Source organism: Cellulosimicrobium sp. SL-1, from assembly GCF_011033075.1.
GTDB lineage: Bacteria > Actinomycetota > Actinomycetes > Actinomycetales > Cellulomonadaceae > Cellulosimicrobium > Cellulosimicrobium funkei.
Map to the genome: position 1 here is coordinate 357,868 of NZ_JAACJC010000004.1, position 17,532 is coordinate 375,399.

Annotated in this window: 18 protein-coding genes; 9 read left to right on the forward strand and 9 right to left on the reverse strand. The window is 74.5% G+C overall.

Going from position 1 to position 17,532, the window contains the following annotated elements; genetic code table 11:
• Window positions 1–344 precede the first annotated feature (344 nt).
• A complete protein-coding gene (locus GWJ10_RS08265; RefSeq protein ID WP_163186745.1) occupies window positions 345–830 on the forward strand; it encodes a hypothetical protein in 486 nt (161 codons plus the stop codon).
• Between the two features lie 79 nt (window positions 831–909).
• Here the strand turns inward: GWJ10_RS08265 and GWJ10_RS08270 are convergent, their stop codons facing one another.
• From GWJ10_RS08270 to GWJ10_RS08295, 6 genes are all read right to left on the reverse strand, one after another.
• Complete coding sequence (locus tag GWJ10_RS08270; RefSeq protein WP_163186747.1) at window positions 910–1,401, reverse strand: hypothetical protein; 492 nt, start codon at window positions 1,399–1,401, stop codon at window positions 910–912.
• Window positions 1,402–1,540: 139 nt separating this feature from the next.
• On the reverse strand, window positions 1,541–1,807 hold the full coding sequence (locus tag GWJ10_RS08275; RefSeq protein ID WP_163186749.1) for a hypothetical protein: 267 nt from the start codon (window positions 1,805–1,807) through the stop codon (window positions 1,541–1,543).
• 333 nt (window positions 1,808–2,140) lie between these two features.
• Entirely contained in the window at window positions 2,141–2,557 is a 417-nt protein-coding gene (locus GWJ10_RS08280) for a hypothetical protein (RefSeq protein WP_163186751.1), read from the reverse strand.
• Between the two features lie 307 nt (window positions 2,558–2,864).
• Window positions 2,865–3,551 carry a hypothetical protein gene (locus GWJ10_RS08285; RefSeq protein ID WP_163186752.1) on the reverse strand — a complete coding sequence of 229 codons (687 nt, stop codon included), beginning with the start codon at window positions 3,549–3,551 and terminating at the stop codon, window positions 2,865–2,867.
• Window positions 3,548–4,108 (reverse strand): SigE family RNA polymerase sigma factor, encoded by a 561-nt coding sequence (locus GWJ10_RS08290; RefSeq protein ID WP_163186754.1) that lies wholly within the window; start codon window positions 4,106–4,108, stop codon window positions 3,548–3,550. Before GWJ10_RS08290 ends, GWJ10_RS08285 begins: the two co-directional genes overlap by 4 nt.
• Window positions 4,109–4,428: 320 nt before the next feature.
• A complete protein-coding gene (locus tag GWJ10_RS08295; RefSeq protein WP_163186756.1) occupies window positions 4,429–4,800 on the reverse strand; it encodes a hypothetical protein in 372 nt (123 codons plus the stop codon).
• Between the two features lie 151 nt (window positions 4,801–4,951).
• On the opposite strand from GWJ10_RS08295, the gene GWJ10_RS08300 reads away from it, so the two are divergent.
• The 5 genes from GWJ10_RS08300 (at window position 4,952) to GWJ10_RS08320 (ending at window position 10,628) form a co-directional block, all read left to right on the forward strand.
• Window positions 4,952–5,908, forward strand: coding sequence for an L-lactate dehydrogenase (locus GWJ10_RS08300; protein ID WP_163186758.1), 957 nt, complete (start codon window positions 4,952–4,954; stop codon window positions 5,906–5,908).
• 134 nt (window positions 5,909–6,042) lie between these two features.
• Window positions 6,043–7,203, forward strand: a complete 1,161-nt coding sequence (locus tag GWJ10_RS08305; RefSeq protein ID WP_163186760.1) for a YihY/virulence factor BrkB family protein — start codon at window positions 6,043–6,045, stop codon at window positions 7,201–7,203.
• A gap of 187 nt (window positions 7,204–7,390) precedes the next feature.
• The gene (locus GWJ10_RS08310; RefSeq protein WP_241005717.1) at window positions 7,391–8,482 is read left to right on the forward strand and encodes an acyl-CoA dehydrogenase; all 1,092 of its coding nucleotides are present in this window, start codon (window positions 7,391–7,393) and stop codon (window positions 8,480–8,482) included.
• Window positions 8,479–9,888, forward strand: a complete 1,410-nt coding sequence (locus tag GWJ10_RS08315) for a PIG-L family deacetylase (RefSeq protein ID WP_241005718.1) — start codon at window positions 8,479–8,481, stop codon at window positions 9,886–9,888. The genes GWJ10_RS08310 and GWJ10_RS08315 overlap by 4 nt, the downstream gene beginning before the upstream one ends.
• Window positions 9,885–10,628 carry a glycosyltransferase gene (locus GWJ10_RS08320; RefSeq protein WP_163186763.1) on the forward strand — a complete coding sequence of 248 codons (744 nt, stop codon included), beginning with the start codon at window positions 9,885–9,887 and terminating at the stop codon, window positions 10,626–10,628. The genes GWJ10_RS08315 and GWJ10_RS08320 overlap by 4 nt, the downstream gene beginning before the upstream one ends.
• Window positions 10,629–10,674: 46 nt before the next feature.
• On the opposite strand, the gene GWJ10_RS08325 is transcribed toward GWJ10_RS08320, so the two are convergent.
• Both GWJ10_RS08325 and GWJ10_RS08330 read right to left on the reverse strand, forming a co-directional pair.
• Complete coding sequence (locus GWJ10_RS08325) at window positions 10,675–11,646, reverse strand: LacI family DNA-binding transcriptional regulator (protein ID WP_163186765.1); 972 nt, start codon at window positions 11,644–11,646, stop codon at window positions 10,675–10,677.
• A 148-nt stretch (window positions 11,647–11,794) separates the two neighbouring features.
• Window positions 11,795–12,313: a VanZ family protein gene (locus GWJ10_RS08330; RefSeq protein WP_163186767.1), complete on the reverse strand. Its 519-nt coding sequence runs from the start codon at window positions 12,311–12,313 to the stop codon at window positions 11,795–11,797.
• A 55-nt stretch (window positions 12,314–12,368) separates the two neighbouring features.
• Here GWJ10_RS08330 and GWJ10_RS08335 point away from each other — a divergent pair, with 55 nt between their 5' ends.
• From GWJ10_RS08335 to GWJ10_RS08345, 3 genes are all read left to right on the forward strand, one after another.
• A complete protein-coding gene (locus tag GWJ10_RS08335) occupies window positions 12,369–13,226 on the forward strand; it encodes an MBL fold metallo-hydrolase (protein WP_163186769.1) in 858 nt (285 codons plus the stop codon).
• 94 nt (window positions 13,227–13,320) lie between these two features.
• A complete protein-coding gene (locus GWJ10_RS08340; protein ID WP_144681188.1) occupies window positions 13,321–13,593 on the forward strand; it encodes a hypothetical protein in 273 nt (90 codons plus the stop codon).
• 174 nt (window positions 13,594–13,767) lie between these two features.
• Window positions 13,768–15,684: an alkyl sulfatase dimerization domain-containing protein gene (locus GWJ10_RS08345; RefSeq protein ID WP_163186771.1), complete on the forward strand. Its 1,917-nt coding sequence runs from the start codon at window positions 13,768–13,770 to the stop codon at window positions 15,682–15,684.
• A 55-nt stretch (window positions 15,685–15,739) separates the two neighbouring features.
• Here GWJ10_RS08345 and GWJ10_RS08350 read toward each other — a convergent pair whose 3' ends face one another.
• Window positions 15,740–17,488, reverse strand: a complete 1,749-nt coding sequence (locus GWJ10_RS08350) for a SpoIIE family protein phosphatase (protein WP_163186773.1) — start codon at window positions 17,486–17,488, stop codon at window positions 15,740–15,742.
• Between the last annotated feature and the right edge of the window lie 44 nt (window positions 17,489–17,532).

The window sequence follows — 17,532 nt, forward strand, 5'->3', positions numbered from 1 at the left end:
GCGGACCGACGCCGTGGCCCGCCTCGGGTGCGGACCTGCCGAGGTGCGGTGGGCGGGTGCGACGTCGTCGCCGACCGGCGCGCAGCAGGACGGCGCGGCGGAGGGCATCGGCTCGACCGTACGGACGACGAGCGAGGCGCGGCATCACCCGCGGCGGGCGAACCGGGTGGGGTCCACGCCGCCACACCCGGCTCCGCGAGGAGACGCGGACCTGCGGGGACGGGTGCGCACCGCCTGACCGGGCGGCGGATCGGCCATGATGGTCCTCGATGTCGCGCGCGGCCAGGGTCGTCCTCCGCGACGTGCACGGTACCGGGACCGGTCCCGCGACGAGGGGGGCACTCATGGAGGAGCAGGACGTCGACCGGGCGCACCGGCCGACGAGACCTCGGCGCGTGCGCCTGCCCGTCTGGGCGGGGACGAGCCTCGTGGTCGTCGGGGCGCTGGTCGTCGTGGCGCTCCTCGTCTCGCGGCTCTCCGGCGGCGCCGAGGTCTGCCCCGCGATCGGGTACGCCGATCTTCTCGAGGTGGTGCTGACCGGCGACACCGAGGAGGTGCACCATCTTCAGGTGCGCGACGGCGGAGGCGAGGTGTGGCAACCACCGCTGCCGACGGGTCCCGACGCCCAGGAGCCGGCCGTCGCGACCTCGCGGGAGGGCGACACCTGGTCCTTCAGTCTCTTCTTGCAGACGAACCCGGTCGGGCTGCGCGCCCTCGACGAGACCGGAACCGTCCTCACCGAGACCGAGAAGTCCGTCGACTGGGTCCGCGTCGGAGGGTCGGAAGCGTGCGGCGGCCCGATGGAAGCCCGGGTGGGCTGGACGCTCTGATCACCTCCGAGCACGGACCGGCCGTCGACGACCCACCCGTAGGGCCCGAGCGTCGTCCGCGTGCCCTGCCGCCGGCCGATCAGCCAGCCGGCTCGCGCCGTGCAGCGCGCACCTGCGTGGACCCGAGCACGGCGAGCGACGTGACGACGAGCAGAGCCGCCCCGGCCGCGCACACCTCAGCCACGCCCGACCCGCTCGCAGCGGTGAAGAACGCCCCCACGATCGCGGCGGCGCTCAGGGTCGCCGCTGTCGCGGCGGCCCGGGGCGCCTCGACGTCGGACGAGCCGCGGGCCCAGCCCCGGACCAGGCGCCAGCCGAGGACCCCGCACGCCAGGGCGAGGACCGCCCCGACACCACCTACGAACGCGGAGAGCTGCTGCACTTCCGCGAGGAGCTCCGGTGACGCCGCTGCCGCACGGGGCGCCTCGTCGCGGTACTCCGTCACCGCCGCGGCGACGACCAGGCCGGGCAGCGCGCCGGCGACGCAGAGCAGGACGGTCGCGATCGCGAACAGCTCGACGGCCGGGCGCGCAGCGCGAAAGCCCCACGTCCAGCCTCGTCCGTCGTCCATGCCTGAGGAGTCTGGCAGAGGTCGGTGTCATCCCGGCCGGACCCGCGCGCGTGTCGGTCTACGGCGTCGCGCGCATTGCAGTCACATATGGCTGCGATACAAGATGGGCCCGGTCGAGCGCCACGGAGATCTGAGCGGGTCAGTGAGTCACAGACAACCATCCGAGAAGCACGATTGCCCGTTCGCCATACTCCTCGTCATCCACGAAGACGTGCACGCGCAACAAGTCAGACTCGGCCGACTGGACCACCAAAGACACAGAATCGTTGGGGCCGTGGAGGCGCAACCGCTCGTCCATCGACTCGAGGACGACATCGGCCACACTGGATAACCCAGTCTTGTCAAGGACTCCAACACTAGCCTCGTGAATGGCGATGCCCACTGGTCCGTCGACGACGTTCTGCACTCTTGAAAAGACAGAATCTACCAAGACGTGGGCAACGCCAGCCTCTGGATTCCACTCCGTGCGGACGGACTCCGATTCAGTATCTTCCAGGCGTCCTCGCCGTCGCCCTTATCGTCGACTTGCTGCTGACGTTCCGGCGAGACGATCCCGCCGCCACCGGTCGATCCGCACTACGGCGCGCAGTCGCCGTCAGGATGGACGAGCGGGTCGTACTAGCCGATGCCTGCGGCCGACACGGTGACGACCGCGAACATCGCGAGCCACCCGCTACTGGTCGAACGAGCAGCGTTCGGGCCCCCGCACGAGCTGCATTCGGGTGAACGTCAGCCGAGTTCACGAGGAGCGACGCCGACGTAGTCGATCCCGCAGGTCGTCGGCGAGCGACTTTCGAAGCATGACATCGCCGGACTTTGTCTCAACCCTCAAGGATGAACGGCCAGTGAGGCGCCCACGAACTGGAGCGGGACTGTCCCGGAAATATGCAAGAGCGACCTGCACGTACTTCTTTATGGTGCAACGCATGTCTTCGTCCGTAACATCCTCCTCGAATTGGTCGATTGAATAGCCGCCGGCGACCTCGAGAGAGAACCATCGGTCGCCGGGGGTCGCGATCACAGCCCAGCGACCAGGCTGTTGTGGATCACGAACCAATAGGTATGCCGCGTCACCCTTCTGTCCCAACTCCCGCGAGAGATCGCCAAACTCACCCTCGAAGAGAGCTAGTTCTCTAATGGCATCAGACGTGTTCATTTTGGAGCCTTACAGCCTCCCCACAATCGCTCGTCTCTTCCGCTTGGGTTCCACGCAACCCCTGCCTTGGCGCGCTCCATGTGAACATGGACCGGCTAGAGAAACTGGCGCCACCGAGGCATCTTATCCTAGTGCATTTTTTGAGCCCCGAGGGATACTCCAAATGGCCCACCCTTCACGGTTGGGCCAATCGAATGATGTTGTTCTTTGTCGCCGCCCTGGTTCGCGGCGGGTCGAGGCAGGACGAGTGCCTGTGACGGGCCATCGTGAGTTCACGGATCGGACCCCGCTTCCCCCCGGCGTCGGTCTAGGGCGTGGTGGGGGTGTTGAGCACCTGCTCGGCCAGGACCTCACCGGTCCGGGCGTCGAGGACGACGATCGCGTCGGCGGGCAGCGTCTCGGGCGGCGGGGGCACGTAGCCCTCGACGGGACCGCAGGTGCGCCGGTCGAAGGACTCCAGGACGGTGCCGCTGACGGTCTCGACCGTGGCGGTCGCGGGGTGGTCGAGGACCTGCTGGGGCCACTTCTCGACGGGGAGGTAGCCGCCGTCGGGGTCGGCGGGGATCGCGTTCCACCAGCCCTCGAGCCCGCCGATCTCGTACGTCGTGCCGTCGGGCTGGTACTGGGTCACCGTGTTCCCGCTCGGTTGCGCCACGTAGCTCGCGCAGACCCGGACGCCGTTCGTGTCGCGCGCGGGCGTGGACGGTTCCGGCGCGCTCGTCGTGGGGTCGGTGTGCGGCGCGTCGCTCGGACCTGCCGGCACGAGCCGGTCCAGCCGGGTGCTGGGCTCGGTGCCCGCCGTCCCGAGCGCGGCCGGGACCGCGAACGCCACCACGGCGACCAACGCGACCGCGGACCCGGCGACGGCGCCGAGACGACGGCGCGTGCGGGCCCGCCGCGCGCGGGTCAGGACGTCAGCAGGGTCGAGGTCGGGGTCCCACGGCGCGGCGCGCAACCGGTCGCGCAGTGCGGCGGCGAGGTCGTCGTCGTTCACGGGTGCTCCTCTCCCAGCACGACGCGCAACGCGGCGAGGCCGCGCGACGCGGAAGCCTTGACGGTGCCGGGCGTGACGCCCAGCTCGACGCTCACCTGCTCGACCGACAGGTCCAGCAGGTGACGCAGCACGACGACCCGGCGCTGACGTGGTGGCAGGGTCATCAACGCGCGCACGAGCTCGTCACGGAGCACCACCGCGTCGTCGCCCGCCGCGTGCGCGCGCTCGGGGACGACGTCGACGAGCCGTTCGCGCCGCCGTCGGCGCCAGTGGTCGACCCGGAGGTTCACCAGCACGCGTCGCGCGTACGGCAGCGGGTCCTGGCGTGCCCGCGGCCACGCCCGCCACACGCGCTCGTACGCATGCTGCGTCAGCTCCTCGGCCCGGTGCCGCTCGCCGACCAGCAGGTAGGCCGTCGTGGCCAGCGCTCTCGCCGAGTCGCGCACGAACGCCTCGAACTCGACCGACGACGACCGGTCGCCCACCGCGAGCGGGAGCGACGCCTCGACCTCGACGCCGCTCGACCCGACCCCCTGCTCCACCCGCACCTCCGCCATCGACCCTCCTGCCACCCACGACAACGCACGAGCCCGCCGAGAGGTTGAGACACATCGTCCGGCGGCGAGTCGGGGTGGTTCAGGTCACGACCAGCAGGACGACGAAGAGCGCGAGCGCCGCTCCGACCGTCGCGACGACCCACGCACGCGTCTGTCGCGGTCGAGCGATCGCGAGCCCCAGGAGCAGGGGTACGGCACGACGACGCCTCTGTCGCTGCCCCCTGAGCCGGTCGGGGCTCGTCGCTCCCGGGTTCTGCGGCACTCGTTGGCGTCAGCCCAGAGCCACGACCACCCTTACCGACCTTCGCGCGCGAGCCGTCTCAGCTACAGCTGTTCTCGACGTGCTCGGTGACCACGCTGAACGAGTCCTGGTAGTCGTCGTCGAGCAGGAGCTCGGTCCCGTCGCCGCCGTCGGCGAGGGATTCCGCGACGTCCGAGGCCGTCGTCGTCACGCGCTCCCAGTCCGTGCTGAGGGCGTCGGGCGCGGTGACCTCGCGCATCGCCTCCGCGTCCTGCGCGAACGCGTCCGCGGCCTCGTCGCGCGTGAGCGACTCCGTGCTGGCCCTGACGGTCGCTTCGTACGACCGGGCGGCGTCGCAGAAGCTCGGCTCGTCCGCCGAGCAGGCCCCGACCGACACCAGCACCACACCCGCCGCGGCGACCGCCGCGACCCGGGACCGCAGAGCTCTCATGACCGTCCTCGCCTCGCACCCTGCCCGGCCTGGCGGTCGGGCCTCCCCGGGCGGGCCGAGGAGCACTGCCGATGATGCCCCAGGCCCTCCGGCACCGCCCCCGGACGCCGCGCACGAGCCGCGGCGGCGCCGTCTGCGTAGCGTGGTGCCCATGACACGCGTCGAGAGCTCGAAGGTCACGGTGGTGGGCGCCGGGAGCGTGGGGACCAGCCTGGCGTACGCCGCGCTGATCCGTGGCTCCGCACGGACGGTGGCGCTCTACGACATCAACCGCGCGAAGGTCGAGGCCGAGGTGCTCGACCTCGCCCACGGCACGCAGTTCACGGGGGCGAGCCAGGTCGTCGGCGGTGCGGACCCGTCAGTCGCGGAGGGGTCGCACGTCGTCGTCATCACGGCCGGCGCGAAGCAGGACCCGGGCCAGAGCCGCCTGGACCTCGCGGGCACGAACGTCCGCATCCTCGAGACGCTGCTGCCGCAGCTCCTCGAGCACGCGCCGGACGCCGTCTACTGCATCGTCACCAACCCGTGCGACGTGCTGACCGTCGCCGCGCAGCAGATCAGCGGCCTGCCGACGTCGCGCGTGTTCTCGTCCGGCACGGTGCTCGACACCTCCCGGCTGCGGCGCCTGATCGCCGACAAGGCCCGGGTCGCGGCGACGAGCGTGCACGCGGACATCGTGGGCGAGCACGGCGACACCGGGTTCGCGCTGTGGTCGCAGGCGCGCATCGGGCCGGTCCCGATCCTCGACTGGGTCTCCCCCGACGGCCACCACTTCACGCACGGCGAGCTCGACGAGATCACCGACCAGGTGCGCCAGGCCGCGTACCGGGTGATCGAGGGCAAGGGCGCGACGAACTACGCGATCGGGCTCGCGGGGGCCCGGATCGTCGAGGCGGTCGTCAGCGACCAGCACGCCGTGCTGCCCGTCGGCACCGTGCACGACGACTACCGCGGCATCGGCGACGTGGCGTTCTCCGTACCGAGCGTCATCAGCTCCGGCGGCGTCCAGCAGGTCCTCGACCTCACGATGTCGGCGGCCGAGGAGCGCCAGCTCCGCGCGTCCGCCGACGCCCTGCACGCCGCGCAGCAGGACCTCGGGCTCGAGTAGCCGCCGGCCCCAGGCCCCTCCGCTTGCGGGTGGAGCCCGGCGCACGGAGCGTGGTGCTCGTCCGGGACGCGCCGTGAGGCCGTCCACCGACGCGAGCGTCGTGCGCCGAGGCGACGCCCACCGAGGAGGCCGCCATGACCGACAGCAGCGGACGCCACGCGTCCGGCACCGCACGGGACGAGGAGTCGCGGCCCGCCCCCGACGCCGACCACAAGCCCGACTCCCCCACGGACCTGCGCAAGCCGTCGTGGGGCTTCGCCGTCAAGGGCGCGGTGCGCGAGTTCATGGACGACCAGTGCACCGACCTGGCCGCCGCGCTGACGTACTACGCGGTGCTGGCGTCGGCGCCCGCGCTGCTGGCGCTCGTGTCGATCCTCGGGCTCGTGGGCGACGGCGAGAAGGCCGTCGAGTCGGTGCTCAAGAGCGTCGAGGGCGTCGTGCCGCAGACCACCCTCGACATGATCAAGCCGCTCGTCGAGAACGCCGCCAACACGGACAAGGCCGGGTTCGCGCTCGTCATCGGTGTCGTGCTGGCCCTGTGGTCGGCGTCCGGCTACGTGGGCGCGTTCTCCCGGTCGATGAACCGCATCTACGAGATCGAGGAGGGGCGCCCGATCTGGAAGCTGCGCCCCGTGATGCTCGGTGTCACCGTCATCACCGTGCTGCTTGCGGGCCTGGTCGTCGGGAGCCTCGTCCTGTCCGGGCCGATCGCGCGCCAGGTGGGCGAGCTCGTCGGCCTCGGGGACACCGCGATCGCCGTCTGGCAGGTCGCGAAGTGGCCGGTCGCGCTCCTGCTCGTCGTCGTCCTCGTCGCGCTGCTCTACCACCTCACGCCGAACATCAAGCAGCCGAAGTTCCGCTGGGTCAGCCCGGGCGCGATCCTGGCGATCCTCGTCTGGGTCGTCGCCTCGGCGGCGTTCGGCCTCTACCTCGGCAGCGGGCTGAGCAACTACGGCGCGACCTACGGCACCCTCGCGGGCGTCATCATCTTCCTCCTGTGGCTCTGGCTGACGAACCTCGCGCTCCTGCTCGGCGCCGAGCTCGACGCGGAGGTCGAGCGCAGCCGCGAGCTGCAGAGCGGCATGCCCGCGGAGGAGCGCATCCAGCTCCCGCCGCGCGACACGCGCGCGAGCGAGAAGAAGGCCGCCAAGCGCGAGGAGGCCGTCGAGCAGGCGCGCGCCCTCCGCGAGTCGAACGGCCGGTCGACGGACACCGACACCGACTCTCCCGGCACCGGGCGCACGAGCGCCGACGACGACGCCACCGACCCGGGCACGACGCCGCGCCGCGACTGAGCTCACCGGCGACGACGGGCCGCCGCGCCCGGCGGCCCGTCGTCCGCCCGCTCCGCCCGGCTGCCTGCGCGCCCTGTTCGTCTTCCCACACGGCCCGACCCGGGTTGGGCGCGCCCGGCGACGCGCCCGCGGTTACGGTCGTGGCGGGTCGAGACGAGGCCCGTCCTCCACCCCCGGGAGCCGCGACATGCCCGACCTCGCTCGACCCACCACCTCCGGCCTCGTCCCGCTGTACCTGGGCCCGCCGTCGACCCCGCTCGCCGGCCGACCCGCGCTCGTCGGGTCCGACGAGCTCGCCGCGATCGACGCGGCCGGGACCGACGTCGCGGCCCTCCTCGACCTCGCGCGGACGATCGGCGCCCGGGCACCGTTCCCCGGCGACGGGCGGACGGCCGAGCTCTGGGGCGCGCTGGCCTCGCTCGCCGCGGCGGACGTGGGTGCCGCGCGCGTCGTCGAGCCGCACCTCGACGCCCTCGCGATCCTCGGGCAGGTCCCGGTCCCCGTGGCGCTCGACGCCGTGGGGGCGGGTCCGGACAGCACGTGGGGCGTGTACGCGGCCGAGGGTCCCGGGGTCCGGCTGGAGGCGCACGAGCACGACGGTGCGTGGGTGCTGTCGGGCACGAAGCCGTGGTGCTCCCTCGCCGCCGACCTCTCGCACGCGCTCGTCACCGCGTGGACCGACGCCGGTCGGCGGCTGTTCGCGGTCGGGCTGCGGTCGCCGGGCGTCGTCCCCGCCGACGGGCCGTGGGTCGCGCGCGGGCTCGCCCAGGTCGTGAGCGCCGCGGTCCGGTTCGACGACGTCCCGGCCGTACCGGTCGGGGCGCCCGGCTGGTACCTGGAGCGGCCGGGGTTCGCGTGGGGCGGCATCGGCGTCGCGGCGTGCTGGTGGGGCGGCGCCGTCGGGCTGGCGCGGACGCAGCGCGACGCGCTCGCCGCGCGCGAGCCCGACCAGCTCGCGCTCGCGCACCTCGGCGCGACGGACCGCGCGCTCGCCGCCGGCCGGGCGGTCCTCGCGGAGGCCGCGAGCGCCGTCGACGCGGGCGTCGAGGGCTCTGACGCCTCCCTGCTGGCGCGCCGCGTGCGCGGGGTCGTCGCGGAGGTCGTCGAGGAGGTGCAGCGCCGCTGCGCCCACGCGCTCGGCCCGGGCCCGCTGACCACGGACGAGCGCTTCGCGCGACGCGTCGCGGACCTCGGCCTGTACGTGCGCCAGCACCACGCGGAGCGCGACGACGCGTCGCTCGGCCGCGCCCTCCTCGCGCACGGGACGACGGCGTGGTGACGTTCGACCACCGCGAGCCCGGCACGTCGGAGGACGCCTGGGTGCGCGCCGGGATCCTGGACGTCCCGCGCCTCGACGTGGGCGAGGTCGCGCACCTCGTGGTGCTCGCCGCGCATCCCGACGACGAGTCGTTCGGTGCGGCGGGACTCGTGCACGAGCTGGCCGCTCGCGGCGCCGCGGTCACCGTGGTGGTCGCGACGGACGGCGAGGCGTCGCACGCGGGCTCCGCGACGATCTCGCCCGAGCGGCTCCGCGCCGTCCGCCGCGCGGAGGTGGCCGACGCGGTGGCCGTCCTGGCGCCCGTGGCCCGGGTCGTGCTGCCCGGCCTGCCCGACGGCGGCCTGCGCGAGCACCGCGACGACCTCGCCCGGGTGCTCGGCGACGTGCTGGACGACGTGCTGGCCGGGGCGCGCGGCGAGGGCGTGCCGCCGTCGTCGGTGGTGCTGTGCGCGCCGTGGCGCGGCGACGGGCACCGCGACCACCGGATCGCGGGCGAGGTGGCGGCGGAGGTCGCCGACCGCCTCGGTCTGCGCCTCCTGGAGTACCCCGTGTGGCTGTGGCACTGGGCGGACCCGGGCGACGACGCGGTGCCGTGGCCGACCCTGCGCGCGCTGCCGCTGGGCGCGGAGGCCAGGGAGGCCAAGCGACGCGCCCTCGCCGCCCACGTGACGCAGGTCGAGCCGCTGTCGGCGGCGCCCGGCGACGAGGCGACGCTCGGCCCGGAGATGCTCCGGCACGCGGACCGCGGGGTCGAGGTGCTCGTCGACGCGTCGGGCCGCCGGGTCGCGAAGGAGCCCGCGGACCCGGGCGCGAGCCTCGGCGCGGGGTTCTTCGAGCGCTTCTACGCGGGCCGGCGCGACCCGTGGGGGTTCGAGACGCGCTGGTACGAGCAGCGCAAGCGGGCCGTCCTCCTCGCGAGCCTCCCGCGGCCGCGGTTCCGGGCCGCGCTCGAGCTCGGGTGCTCGACGGGCGTGCTCACGGCCGAGCTCGCCGCGCGCTGCGACCGCGTGGTCGGCGTGGACGTCGCCGAGGCTCCGCTGGCGCAGGCGCGGCGCCGCCTCGGGCCGGAGGTCGAGCTGCTGCGTCTCGACACCCCGGACGAGTGGCCCGACGGCACGTTCGACCTCGTCGTGCTCTCGGAGGTCCTCTACTACTACGGTCGCGACGACCTCGACCGTGCGCTGGACCGGGCGACGGCGTCGCTCGCCGCCGACGGCGTGCTCGTCGCGTGCCACTGGCGCCACGACGTCGTCGAGTACCCGCTGGGCGGCGACGAGGTGCACGCGCGTCTCGCCGCCCGCCCGGAGCTCGACCGGCTCGCGCACCACGTCGAGGAGGACTTCGTCCTCGACGTGCTCGTCCGCCGTCCGGCGGTGTCGGTCGCGCACGCGACGGGGCTGCTGTGAGCACCCCGGGCGGGTCGGCGGGTGCCGTCGAGCGCGTCGTCGTGGTCGTCCCCGCCCGCGACGAGGAAGAGCTGCTGCCCCGCTGCCTGGCGGCGCTCGGGCGGGCGACGGCCGTCGTCGCGCGGGACCGGCCGGACGTGCGGGTCGGGGTCGTCGTCGTGCTCGACGGCTGCACGGACGGGAGCGCGCGCGTCGCCCGGGCCGCGGGCGTGCGCGTGGTGGAGGTCGCGTACGGCAACGTCGGGCGCGCCCGTCGGGCGGGGGTGCGCGCCGGCGTGGCCGACCTGCAGGTGCGCCGGGACGGCGCCGCGTCGCGCACGTGGCTCGCGTGCACCGACGCCGACTCCGCGGTGCCCGAGCACTGGCTGACGCGTCAGCTCGACCTGGCCGACGCCGGCGCGGACGTCGTGGTCGGCACGGTCCGCCCCGAGCTGGCCGCGCTCTCGCCGGACCGGGCGCGCGCATGGCTCGCGACGCACCGGCCGGGCACGGCCAACGGGCACGTGCACGGCGCCAACCTGGGCGTCCGCCTCACGGCGTACGACGCCGCGGGCGGGTTCGCGCCCGTCGCGGAGCACGAGGACGTAGGGCTCGTGGAGCGCGCCCGGGCCGCGGGGGCGCGCGTCGTCGCCGACGCGGCCGGGGAGGTCCTGACGTCGGCGCGACTCGTCGGACGCACGCCCGGCGGGTACGCCCGGCACCTGCGCGAGGACCTGCTCGCGCACGACCTCCCCGCCTGAGGCGCCACCCCCTGGCGAGCGGGCGAGCGCAGTCCCGACGGCCGGGTCAGGCGCTCGTGCGCCGCACGACGACGGACGGGAACGTTCGCTCGTCGTCGTGCCGCCGCCCGAGCAGGGCCGTGGTCGCGGCGGCCGCGATGCGCTCCACCGGGTGCGTGGCCGTCGTCAGGCCGGGCCCGGCCTGCTCCGCGAACGGCTGGTCGTCGAACCCGGTGACCGCGACGTCGTCGGGCACGCGGACGCCGTCCTCCGCGAGCGCGCGCATCGCGCCCACGGCGAGGGTGTCGCTCATCGCGACGAGCGCGTCGACGCCGGGCCAGCGCCGCCGCGCCTCGCGCGCGGCCTCGGCGCCCGCGAGCCACGACAGGTCGGCCGCGACGACGCGCGCCGGGACCCCCGCCTCCCGGACCACGTCCTCGTACGCCTCGACGGCGCGCCGCGAGCCGGGCAGCCAGCCCGGACCGGTGAGCATGACGACGTCGCGCCGCCCGGCCGCGAGCACGTGCTCGACGAGCGCGGCGATCCCGGCGGCAGCGTCGACGTCGTACGAGGGGACGCGGCCGTCCGCGGGACCGATCGCCGCGACGCGCGCGACGAGCTCGCGCGGCACGCTCGCGAGCACGTCGGCCGTGTAGTCGACGAGCAGCACGCCGCCCACGCCGGGGTCGCGCGCGAGGCGTCGCAGCTCCTCGCCGGGATCGCGGCCGAGCCAGCGCAGCGCCACCCCGACGCCCTGGGTGTCCGCGGTGCGGCTCGCCGCCGCGACGACGCGCGCGACGTAGGGATCGGCGAGCAGGTCCGCCGACGGCGACCCGACCGCGACCACGACGCGCTCGCCCCGCCCGCTCGCGAGCGCCCGCGCGCCCGGGTGCGGCACGTAGCCCAGCTCGTCGACCGCGGCAAGGACGGCGCGGCGCGCCTCGTCCGACACGCGGCCCGCCCCGCGCACGACGCGCGACGCCGTCGACCGCGACACGCGCGCGGCGGCCGCGACGTCGTCGAGCGTGGTGGTCGGCATGGCGTTCTCCTGGGCGGGGTCGTGTCGGCGGTGACGGGCGACGCGCCCGGAGCACCACGCTAACCCGGGGACCGCGCTCCGTGGAAGCGTTCCCACACCGTGTCCGCGCTGGAGTTCCCCGGCCGCGGTCGGGCGCGCGACCGCGTCGTCAGGAGGCGCGGCTCGCGGCCACGCGGTCGCCGTCCGTCGTGCGTACCCGCCGGGCGGCGAGGCGCAGCGCGACGACGGCGATCCCCGCGCCGACGAGCGCGCCGATCGAGTTGGACAGCCAGTCGTTCGTGTCGCACGACCGTCCCAGCGCCGGGACGAGCGCCTGGAACGCCTCGACGAGCGCCGACGCGACGACCCCGCCCAGCAGCGCGACGAGCGGGCGGCGGAGCAGCAGTGCCGCGAGGAGGACCGGCGGCACGAACAGCACGACGTTCGCGAACAGCTCGACCCGGGCCGGCGTCGGCACGGCCCACCCCACCGTGCAGACGGCGTACAGCTCGCGGTCGACCGGCACGAGCGTCAGCAGGAGCAGCGGCACGAGGGACAGGGCGAGCAGCGCGCCGGTGAGCCGACGGCGCCCGACGAGCCACGCGCCCGCGAGCGGGCCGACGACGACGAGGGCCGCGAGCGCGAGCGGCGACATCCAGGGGTGCGCGACGAGGAGCGTGGAGATCATGGGGGCGACAGTCTCTCAGGAGACGCGTGTCGGCGGGGCACGGTAGACCTGTGCCATGACGACGACGCCCGCGCCCTCCCCCGTCCCGACCCCGGACGCGGGCTGGTGGATCTGCCGCACGTGCGCCGTCGAGCACGCCGAGCGCCCCGCGGTGTGCGCGATCTGCGCCGACGAGCGCCAGTGGGTGCCCGCGACGGGCCAGGCGTGGACCACGCTCGCCGAGCTCGCCGCGGCGGGCGAGCGCCTCGTGCTGGAGGAGCTCGAGCCCGACCTGTTCGGCCTGACGAGCGAGCCGACCGTCGGCATCGGGCAGCAGGCCAAGATCGTGCGCACCCCGGCAGGCACCCTGCTGTGGGACCCGCCGGGCTACGTGGACGACGCCGCCGTCGAGCAGGTGCGCGCGCTCGGCCCGGTCGTCGCGGTCGCCGCGAGCCACCCCCACATGTTCGGCGTCCAGGTCGAGTGGAGCCGTGCGCTCGGCGACGTCCCCGTGCTCGTCGCCGAGGCGGACGCGCACTGGGTCGCGCGACCGGACCCGGTCATCGAGACCTGGACCGGCGAGCGCGAGGTGCTGCCCGGCGTCGTGCTCTCGCAGCCGGGCGGCCACTTCCCCGGGAGCGCCGTCGTGCACTGGGCCGCAGGCGCCGACGGGCGGGGCGTGCTGCTCTCGGGCGACACGATCTTCGCCAACCCCGACCGCACGTCCGTGAGCTTCATGCGGTCCTACCCGAACCGCATCCCGCTCTCGGCGGCCGTCGTGCTGCGCGTCGCCGAGCGTGTGGCGCGGCGCCCGTTCGAGCGGCTCTACAACAACTTCGAGGGCGTGATCCCCGCCGACGCCCGGGCGGTCGTGCTCCGCTCCGCGCAGCGGCACGCCGCCTGGGTCCGCGGCGACTTCGACCACCTCACCTGACCGCACCGCCGGCCAGGGCTGCGACCGCGCGCGGCCCGGCCGAGGATGGGAGCCGGAGGTGACGACGATGCCGAGACGTGTCTCAGGGGCCGCGGTGGCTGCGACGGGGACGTGGGTCGACCCGGACGGCGTCCGCATGCCCGCAGGCGAGGTCCACGCGTGGGAGCGCGGCACCAACGCGACGGTGTGCCGCCTGCAGCTCAGCCGCCAGGGTCTCGTGCGGTTCCCCCACGTGACGTGGGCCGACGTCCAGCCCGCGACCGGGCGGGACGCCGACGCCGTCACGTCCGTCTGCCGCCGCTGCGCCGCCGGGACCGGCGCCCGGCGCGACGAGAAGCCGTGGCGCCGGGTCGACCCGCGGCCGTGAGGGCGAGCTCCCGGTGGTCGTCACGGCGCCTGCCGCGACCGGCCTCCCGGGCCGGACCACCGTCGGAGGGTGGCCTCCGTGCCGGCGCGCGTCCGTCGTCGTGCGCTCCGAGGGTCTTCTCACTACGTTGCCGTTGAGGGCGTGCCCCCTGCGCGCGCCGGACGGGAGACCACGATGGCGGGTACGGCAGGTCCGGCTTCGAAGCCGGCCACGGAGCACACGCGGGCGGCCAACCGCGCAGCGCGCGACACCCTCCCCCTCGCGGACCGACGGGACGTCGAGGACGCGGCCCGCGGTCTCGTGGGAACGATCGACGACCCGGTGATCCGCCGCGCGGACGGGCAGCCGGTGATCGACGTGTCCTCGCACGCGTTCCTCGGGGTGTCGGAGGACGCACCCGACACGGTCCACCCGAGCTTGTGGCGGCATGCGCGCGTCAACGCGCACCACGGCCTCTTCGAGGTGGTGGACGGCGTCTACCAGGTACGCGGCCTCGACCTCGCGAACATGACGCTGATCGAGGGTGACACCGGCGTCGTCGTCGTCGACCCGCTGTCGTTCACTGAGACGGCGGCTGCCGCGCTCCGCCTCTACCGCGCGCACCGTGGCGACCGCCCTGTCGTCGGCGTCGTCTACACCCACAGCCACGGCGACCACTACGGCGGGTCGCGCGCCGTGGTCGAGGGCGCCGGCGACATCCCGGTCATCGCACCCGAGGGCATGGTGTACGAGGCCGTCGCGGAGAACGTCTTCGCCGGTACCGCGATGACCCGGCGCGGCATCTACATGTACGGACCCATGCTCCCGGTCGGCCCGCAGGGGCAGGTCGACGCCGGCCTCGCGAACGCCCTGGCGAGCGGCGGGAGCAGCACGCTCGTCCCGCCCACGGACCTCGTCACGCGCACCGGCGAGACGCGCACGGTCGACGGCGTCGAGATGGTCTTCCAGATGGCTCCGGGCACGGAGGCACCGGCCGAGTTCCTGGTCCACCTGCCCGCGCGGCGCGTGCTCTGCGCGGCCGAGGACGTCAACCACCTCATGCACAACCTGTACACGCTGCGCGGCGCGCAGGTGCGCGACGCCGCGACCTGGTGGAAGACGCTCAACGAGACGGTCCGGCTCTTCGGGGACACGACGGACGTCGTCGTGGGGCAGCACGGCTGGCCGCGGTGGGGCGCGGAGGACGTGCGGGAGTACCTGCGCGACCAGCGAGACCTGTACAAGTTCATCCACGACCAGACGCTCCGGCGGGCGAACCTCGGCGGGACGATGACGGAGATCGCCGAGGAGCTCCGGCTCCCGGCGTCGCTCGACCGGCAGTGGTACAGCCACGGCTACTACGGGTCGCTCAACCACAACGCCAAGGCCGTGTACCAGCGCTACCTCGGCTGGTACGACTCGCACCCCGCCCACCTGCACACCCTCCCACCCACGCAGGTCGGACCGCGCTACGTCGAGTACATGGGCGGAGCCGACGCGGTGCTGGAGAAGGCGCGCGCGTCGTACGACGACGGGGACTACCGCTGGGTCGCCGAGGTGCTGACCCACGTCGTCTTCGCCGACGCGGGGAACAGTGCCGCCGCGGAGCTCCAGGCGGACGCGCTCGAACAGCTCGGCTACCAGGCCGAGAACGCCACCTGGCGCAACGAGTACCTCATGGCGGCGCTCGAGCTGCGCCAGGGAGTGCGCGACCTGGGCAGCATCCAGCTCGCCACCCCTGACGTGTTCGCCGCGATGACGCCCGACATGCTGCTCGACTACGCGGGCATCCGGCTCGACGCGACGCGCGCCGAGGACCTCTCGCTCACCGTGACGTGGACGGTCGAGGAGGCCGACGGCGGATCGACCGACTACGTCGTCGAGGTGCGCAACGGGGTGCTCGTCTACACCGCCGGTGCGCACCACGACTCGCCGGACGTCGCTGTCCGGTCCACGAAGGTCGTGCTCGCCCAGGCGCTGTTCGGCGACAGGTCCGTCGACGAGCTCGTCGCCGCGGGCGATCTCGCCGTCACGGGCGACGTCGCTCCGCTCGCCAAGCTCTTCGCACTGTTCGACGTCTTCCCGCTCTGGTTCGAGATCGTGCGCCCCTGACCGCACGCGTCGGCCCGGGCGCCCCGGCCAGGAGGGCCCGGCGGCAGGGTGTGGCTCAGACCGAGACGGTCACCGGGGCGCCGGGCACCTCGCGCCGCACGACCGCTGCCTGCGGTCCGGTGCGGAGCGCGACGAGCGCGACGTCGTCCTCCCCGTCGCCGGGGAGGACCTGGGAGAGCGCCGTCCGCACCACGTCGTCCAGGCTCGCGCCCGCCAGGCCCCGCAGCGCGTCGGCGAGCGCGGCGACGTCGTCGCGGATGCTGTGCCCGCGGCGCTCCACGAGGCCGTCCGTGTACAGGACGAGGGTGTCGTCGGTGCCGAGCTCGACCGTGTGGTCGTGCCGGCCCGCACCGGGGCGCAGCCCGAGCGGGAGGTCGTTGCGCACGGTGAGCACCTCCACCGCGCCGTCCGCGCGGACGACGACCGGGGGCAGGTGGCCCGCGCTGGACCAGCGGACGGTGCGCACGCCGCGGGAGCGCTCGTCGTCGCTCTGCTCGATGCGGGCGACGACCGCGGTCGCCACGGCGTTGATCCCCAGGGCGAGGCCGTCGATCGCGGCGTCCACGCGCTCGAGCAGGCGGGCCGGGGTCGCACCGCTGTCGCAGCCGATGGCGCGCACCAGGCCGCGGAGCTGGCCCATCGTCGCGGCGGCGCCGAGGTCGTGCCCGACGACGTCCCCGATGACGAGGGTCGTCACGCCGTCGGACGCCACGAACGCGTCGTACCAGTCACCGCCGATGTCGCGGTCGTGGGTCGCGGGCTGGTAGTGCACCGCGACCTCGAGGTCCTCGGGCTGCGGCGGCTCGGTGAGCACGGCCTGCTGGAGCACGAGCGCGAGCTCGCGTGCGCGCGCCGTCTCCTCCTCCGACCGCTCGGCCCGACGGCGCAGCTCGTCCAGGGTCGTCCGCATCCGCGCGGCGTCGCGCAGCGCCGCACCGATGGTCGTGGCGAGACCCGTCAGGTAGCGCGCGTAGTCGTCGTCCCACGGACGCCCGGGCGCAGCCTGGAGGACCAGCACGCCCGCGGCGCCCCGCGGGCTCGCGTCCCGCAGGGGCTTCACGACGCGGCCCGCCGCGACCTCGCGCTGCCCGGTGGTGAGCGTGCGCCCGACGGCCTCGGCCTCCGTACCGTCGGCCGCGGCGCCCGCCTCGAGGAGCACGCGCGGGCGCGGGCCGTCGATGGCGTAGAACGCGACGCGCGCGACGTCGGCGCTGCGGGCGAGCACCTCGACGACCGGGCGGGCGAACGCGGCCAGGCTGCCGGCCGTCGTCGGCAGGACGGCGTGCAGCTCCCCGAGCGTGAGCAGACGGCGCTGGTTCACGACCTCGCGCGTCGTCTCCGTCACGATGTCGAGGACGCCGGCGATCCGTCCGTCGTCGTCGACGAGGGGGCTGTAGGAGAAGGTGAAGTAGGTCTCCTCGTCGAAGCCGGAGCGGTTCATGACGAGGGGCATGTCCTCGCTCCAGGTGGACCGGCCCTCGGTGAGCACCACGTCGAACAGCGGCTCGATGTCGTCCCAGATCTCCGGCCACACCGCACGGACCGGCGCGCCGAGCGCGCTCGGGTGCTTGTCGGTGCCGAGGAGGTCCCGGTACCCGTCGTTGTAGAGGAGCGTCAGCTCCGGGCCCCACACGATCATCGCGGGGAACCGGGTGGAGAAGCACAGCCGCACCGCGTGGCGGAGGGCGACCGGCCAGGTCGCGGGCTCCCCCAGCGGGGTGTCCGCCCACGCGACCTCGCGAGCGAGGCGACCGACGTCGCTGCCCGACGTCGCCTCGTCAAACCAGCTCGCGTCCGCGTTCACCTCCGCATCGTAGTGGGCGCCGGGGCCTCGGGACCGCACCTGGG

Excerpts from the sequence above, each read along its gene's own strand:
- GWJ10_RS08290 (WP_163186754.1), bottom strand. The coding sequence starts at position 4,108 with ATGGCGGAGGTGCGGGTGGAGCAGGGGGTCGGGTCGAGCGGCGTCGAG.
- GWJ10_RS08330 (WP_163186767.1), bottom strand. The coding sequence starts at position 12,313 with ATGATCTCCACGCTCCTCGTCGCGCACCCCTGGATGTCGCCGCTCGCG.
- GWJ10_RS08325 (WP_163186765.1), bottom strand. The coding sequence starts at position 11,646 with ATGCCGACCACCACGCTCGACGACGTCGCGGCCGCCGCGCGCGTGTCG.
- GWJ10_RS08270 (WP_163186747.1), bottom strand. The coding sequence starts at position 1,401 with ATGGACGACGGACGAGGCTGGACGTGGGGCTTTCGCGCTGCGCGCCCG.
- GWJ10_RS08265 (WP_163186745.1), top strand. The coding sequence starts at position 345 with ATGGAGGAGCAGGACGTCGACCGGGCGCACCGGCCGACGAGACCTCGG.
- GWJ10_RS08345 (WP_163186771.1), top strand. The coding sequence starts at position 13,768 with ATGGCGGGTACGGCAGGTCCGGCTTCGAAGCCGGCCACGGAGCACACG.
- GWJ10_RS08310 (WP_241005717.1), top strand. The coding sequence starts at position 7,391 with ATGCCCGACCTCGCTCGACCCACCACCTCCGGCCTCGTCCCGCTGTAC.
- GWJ10_RS08280 (WP_163186751.1), bottom strand. The coding sequence starts at position 2,557 with ATGAACACGTCTGATGCCATTAGAGAACTAGCTCTCTTCGAGGGTGAG.
- GWJ10_RS08295 (WP_163186756.1), bottom strand. The coding sequence starts at position 4,800 with ATGAGAGCTCTGCGGTCCCGGGTCGCGGCGGTCGCCGCGGCGGGTGTG.
- GWJ10_RS08335 (WP_163186769.1), top strand. The coding sequence starts at position 12,369 with ATGACGACGACGCCCGCGCCCTCCCCCGTCCCGACCCCGGACGCGGGC.
- GWJ10_RS08305 (WP_163186760.1), top strand. The coding sequence starts at position 6,043 with ATGACCGACAGCAGCGGACGCCACGCGTCCGGCACCGCACGGGACGAG.
- GWJ10_RS08300 (WP_163186758.1), top strand. The coding sequence starts at position 4,952 with ATGACACGCGTCGAGAGCTCGAAGGTCACGGTGGTGGGCGCCGGGAGC.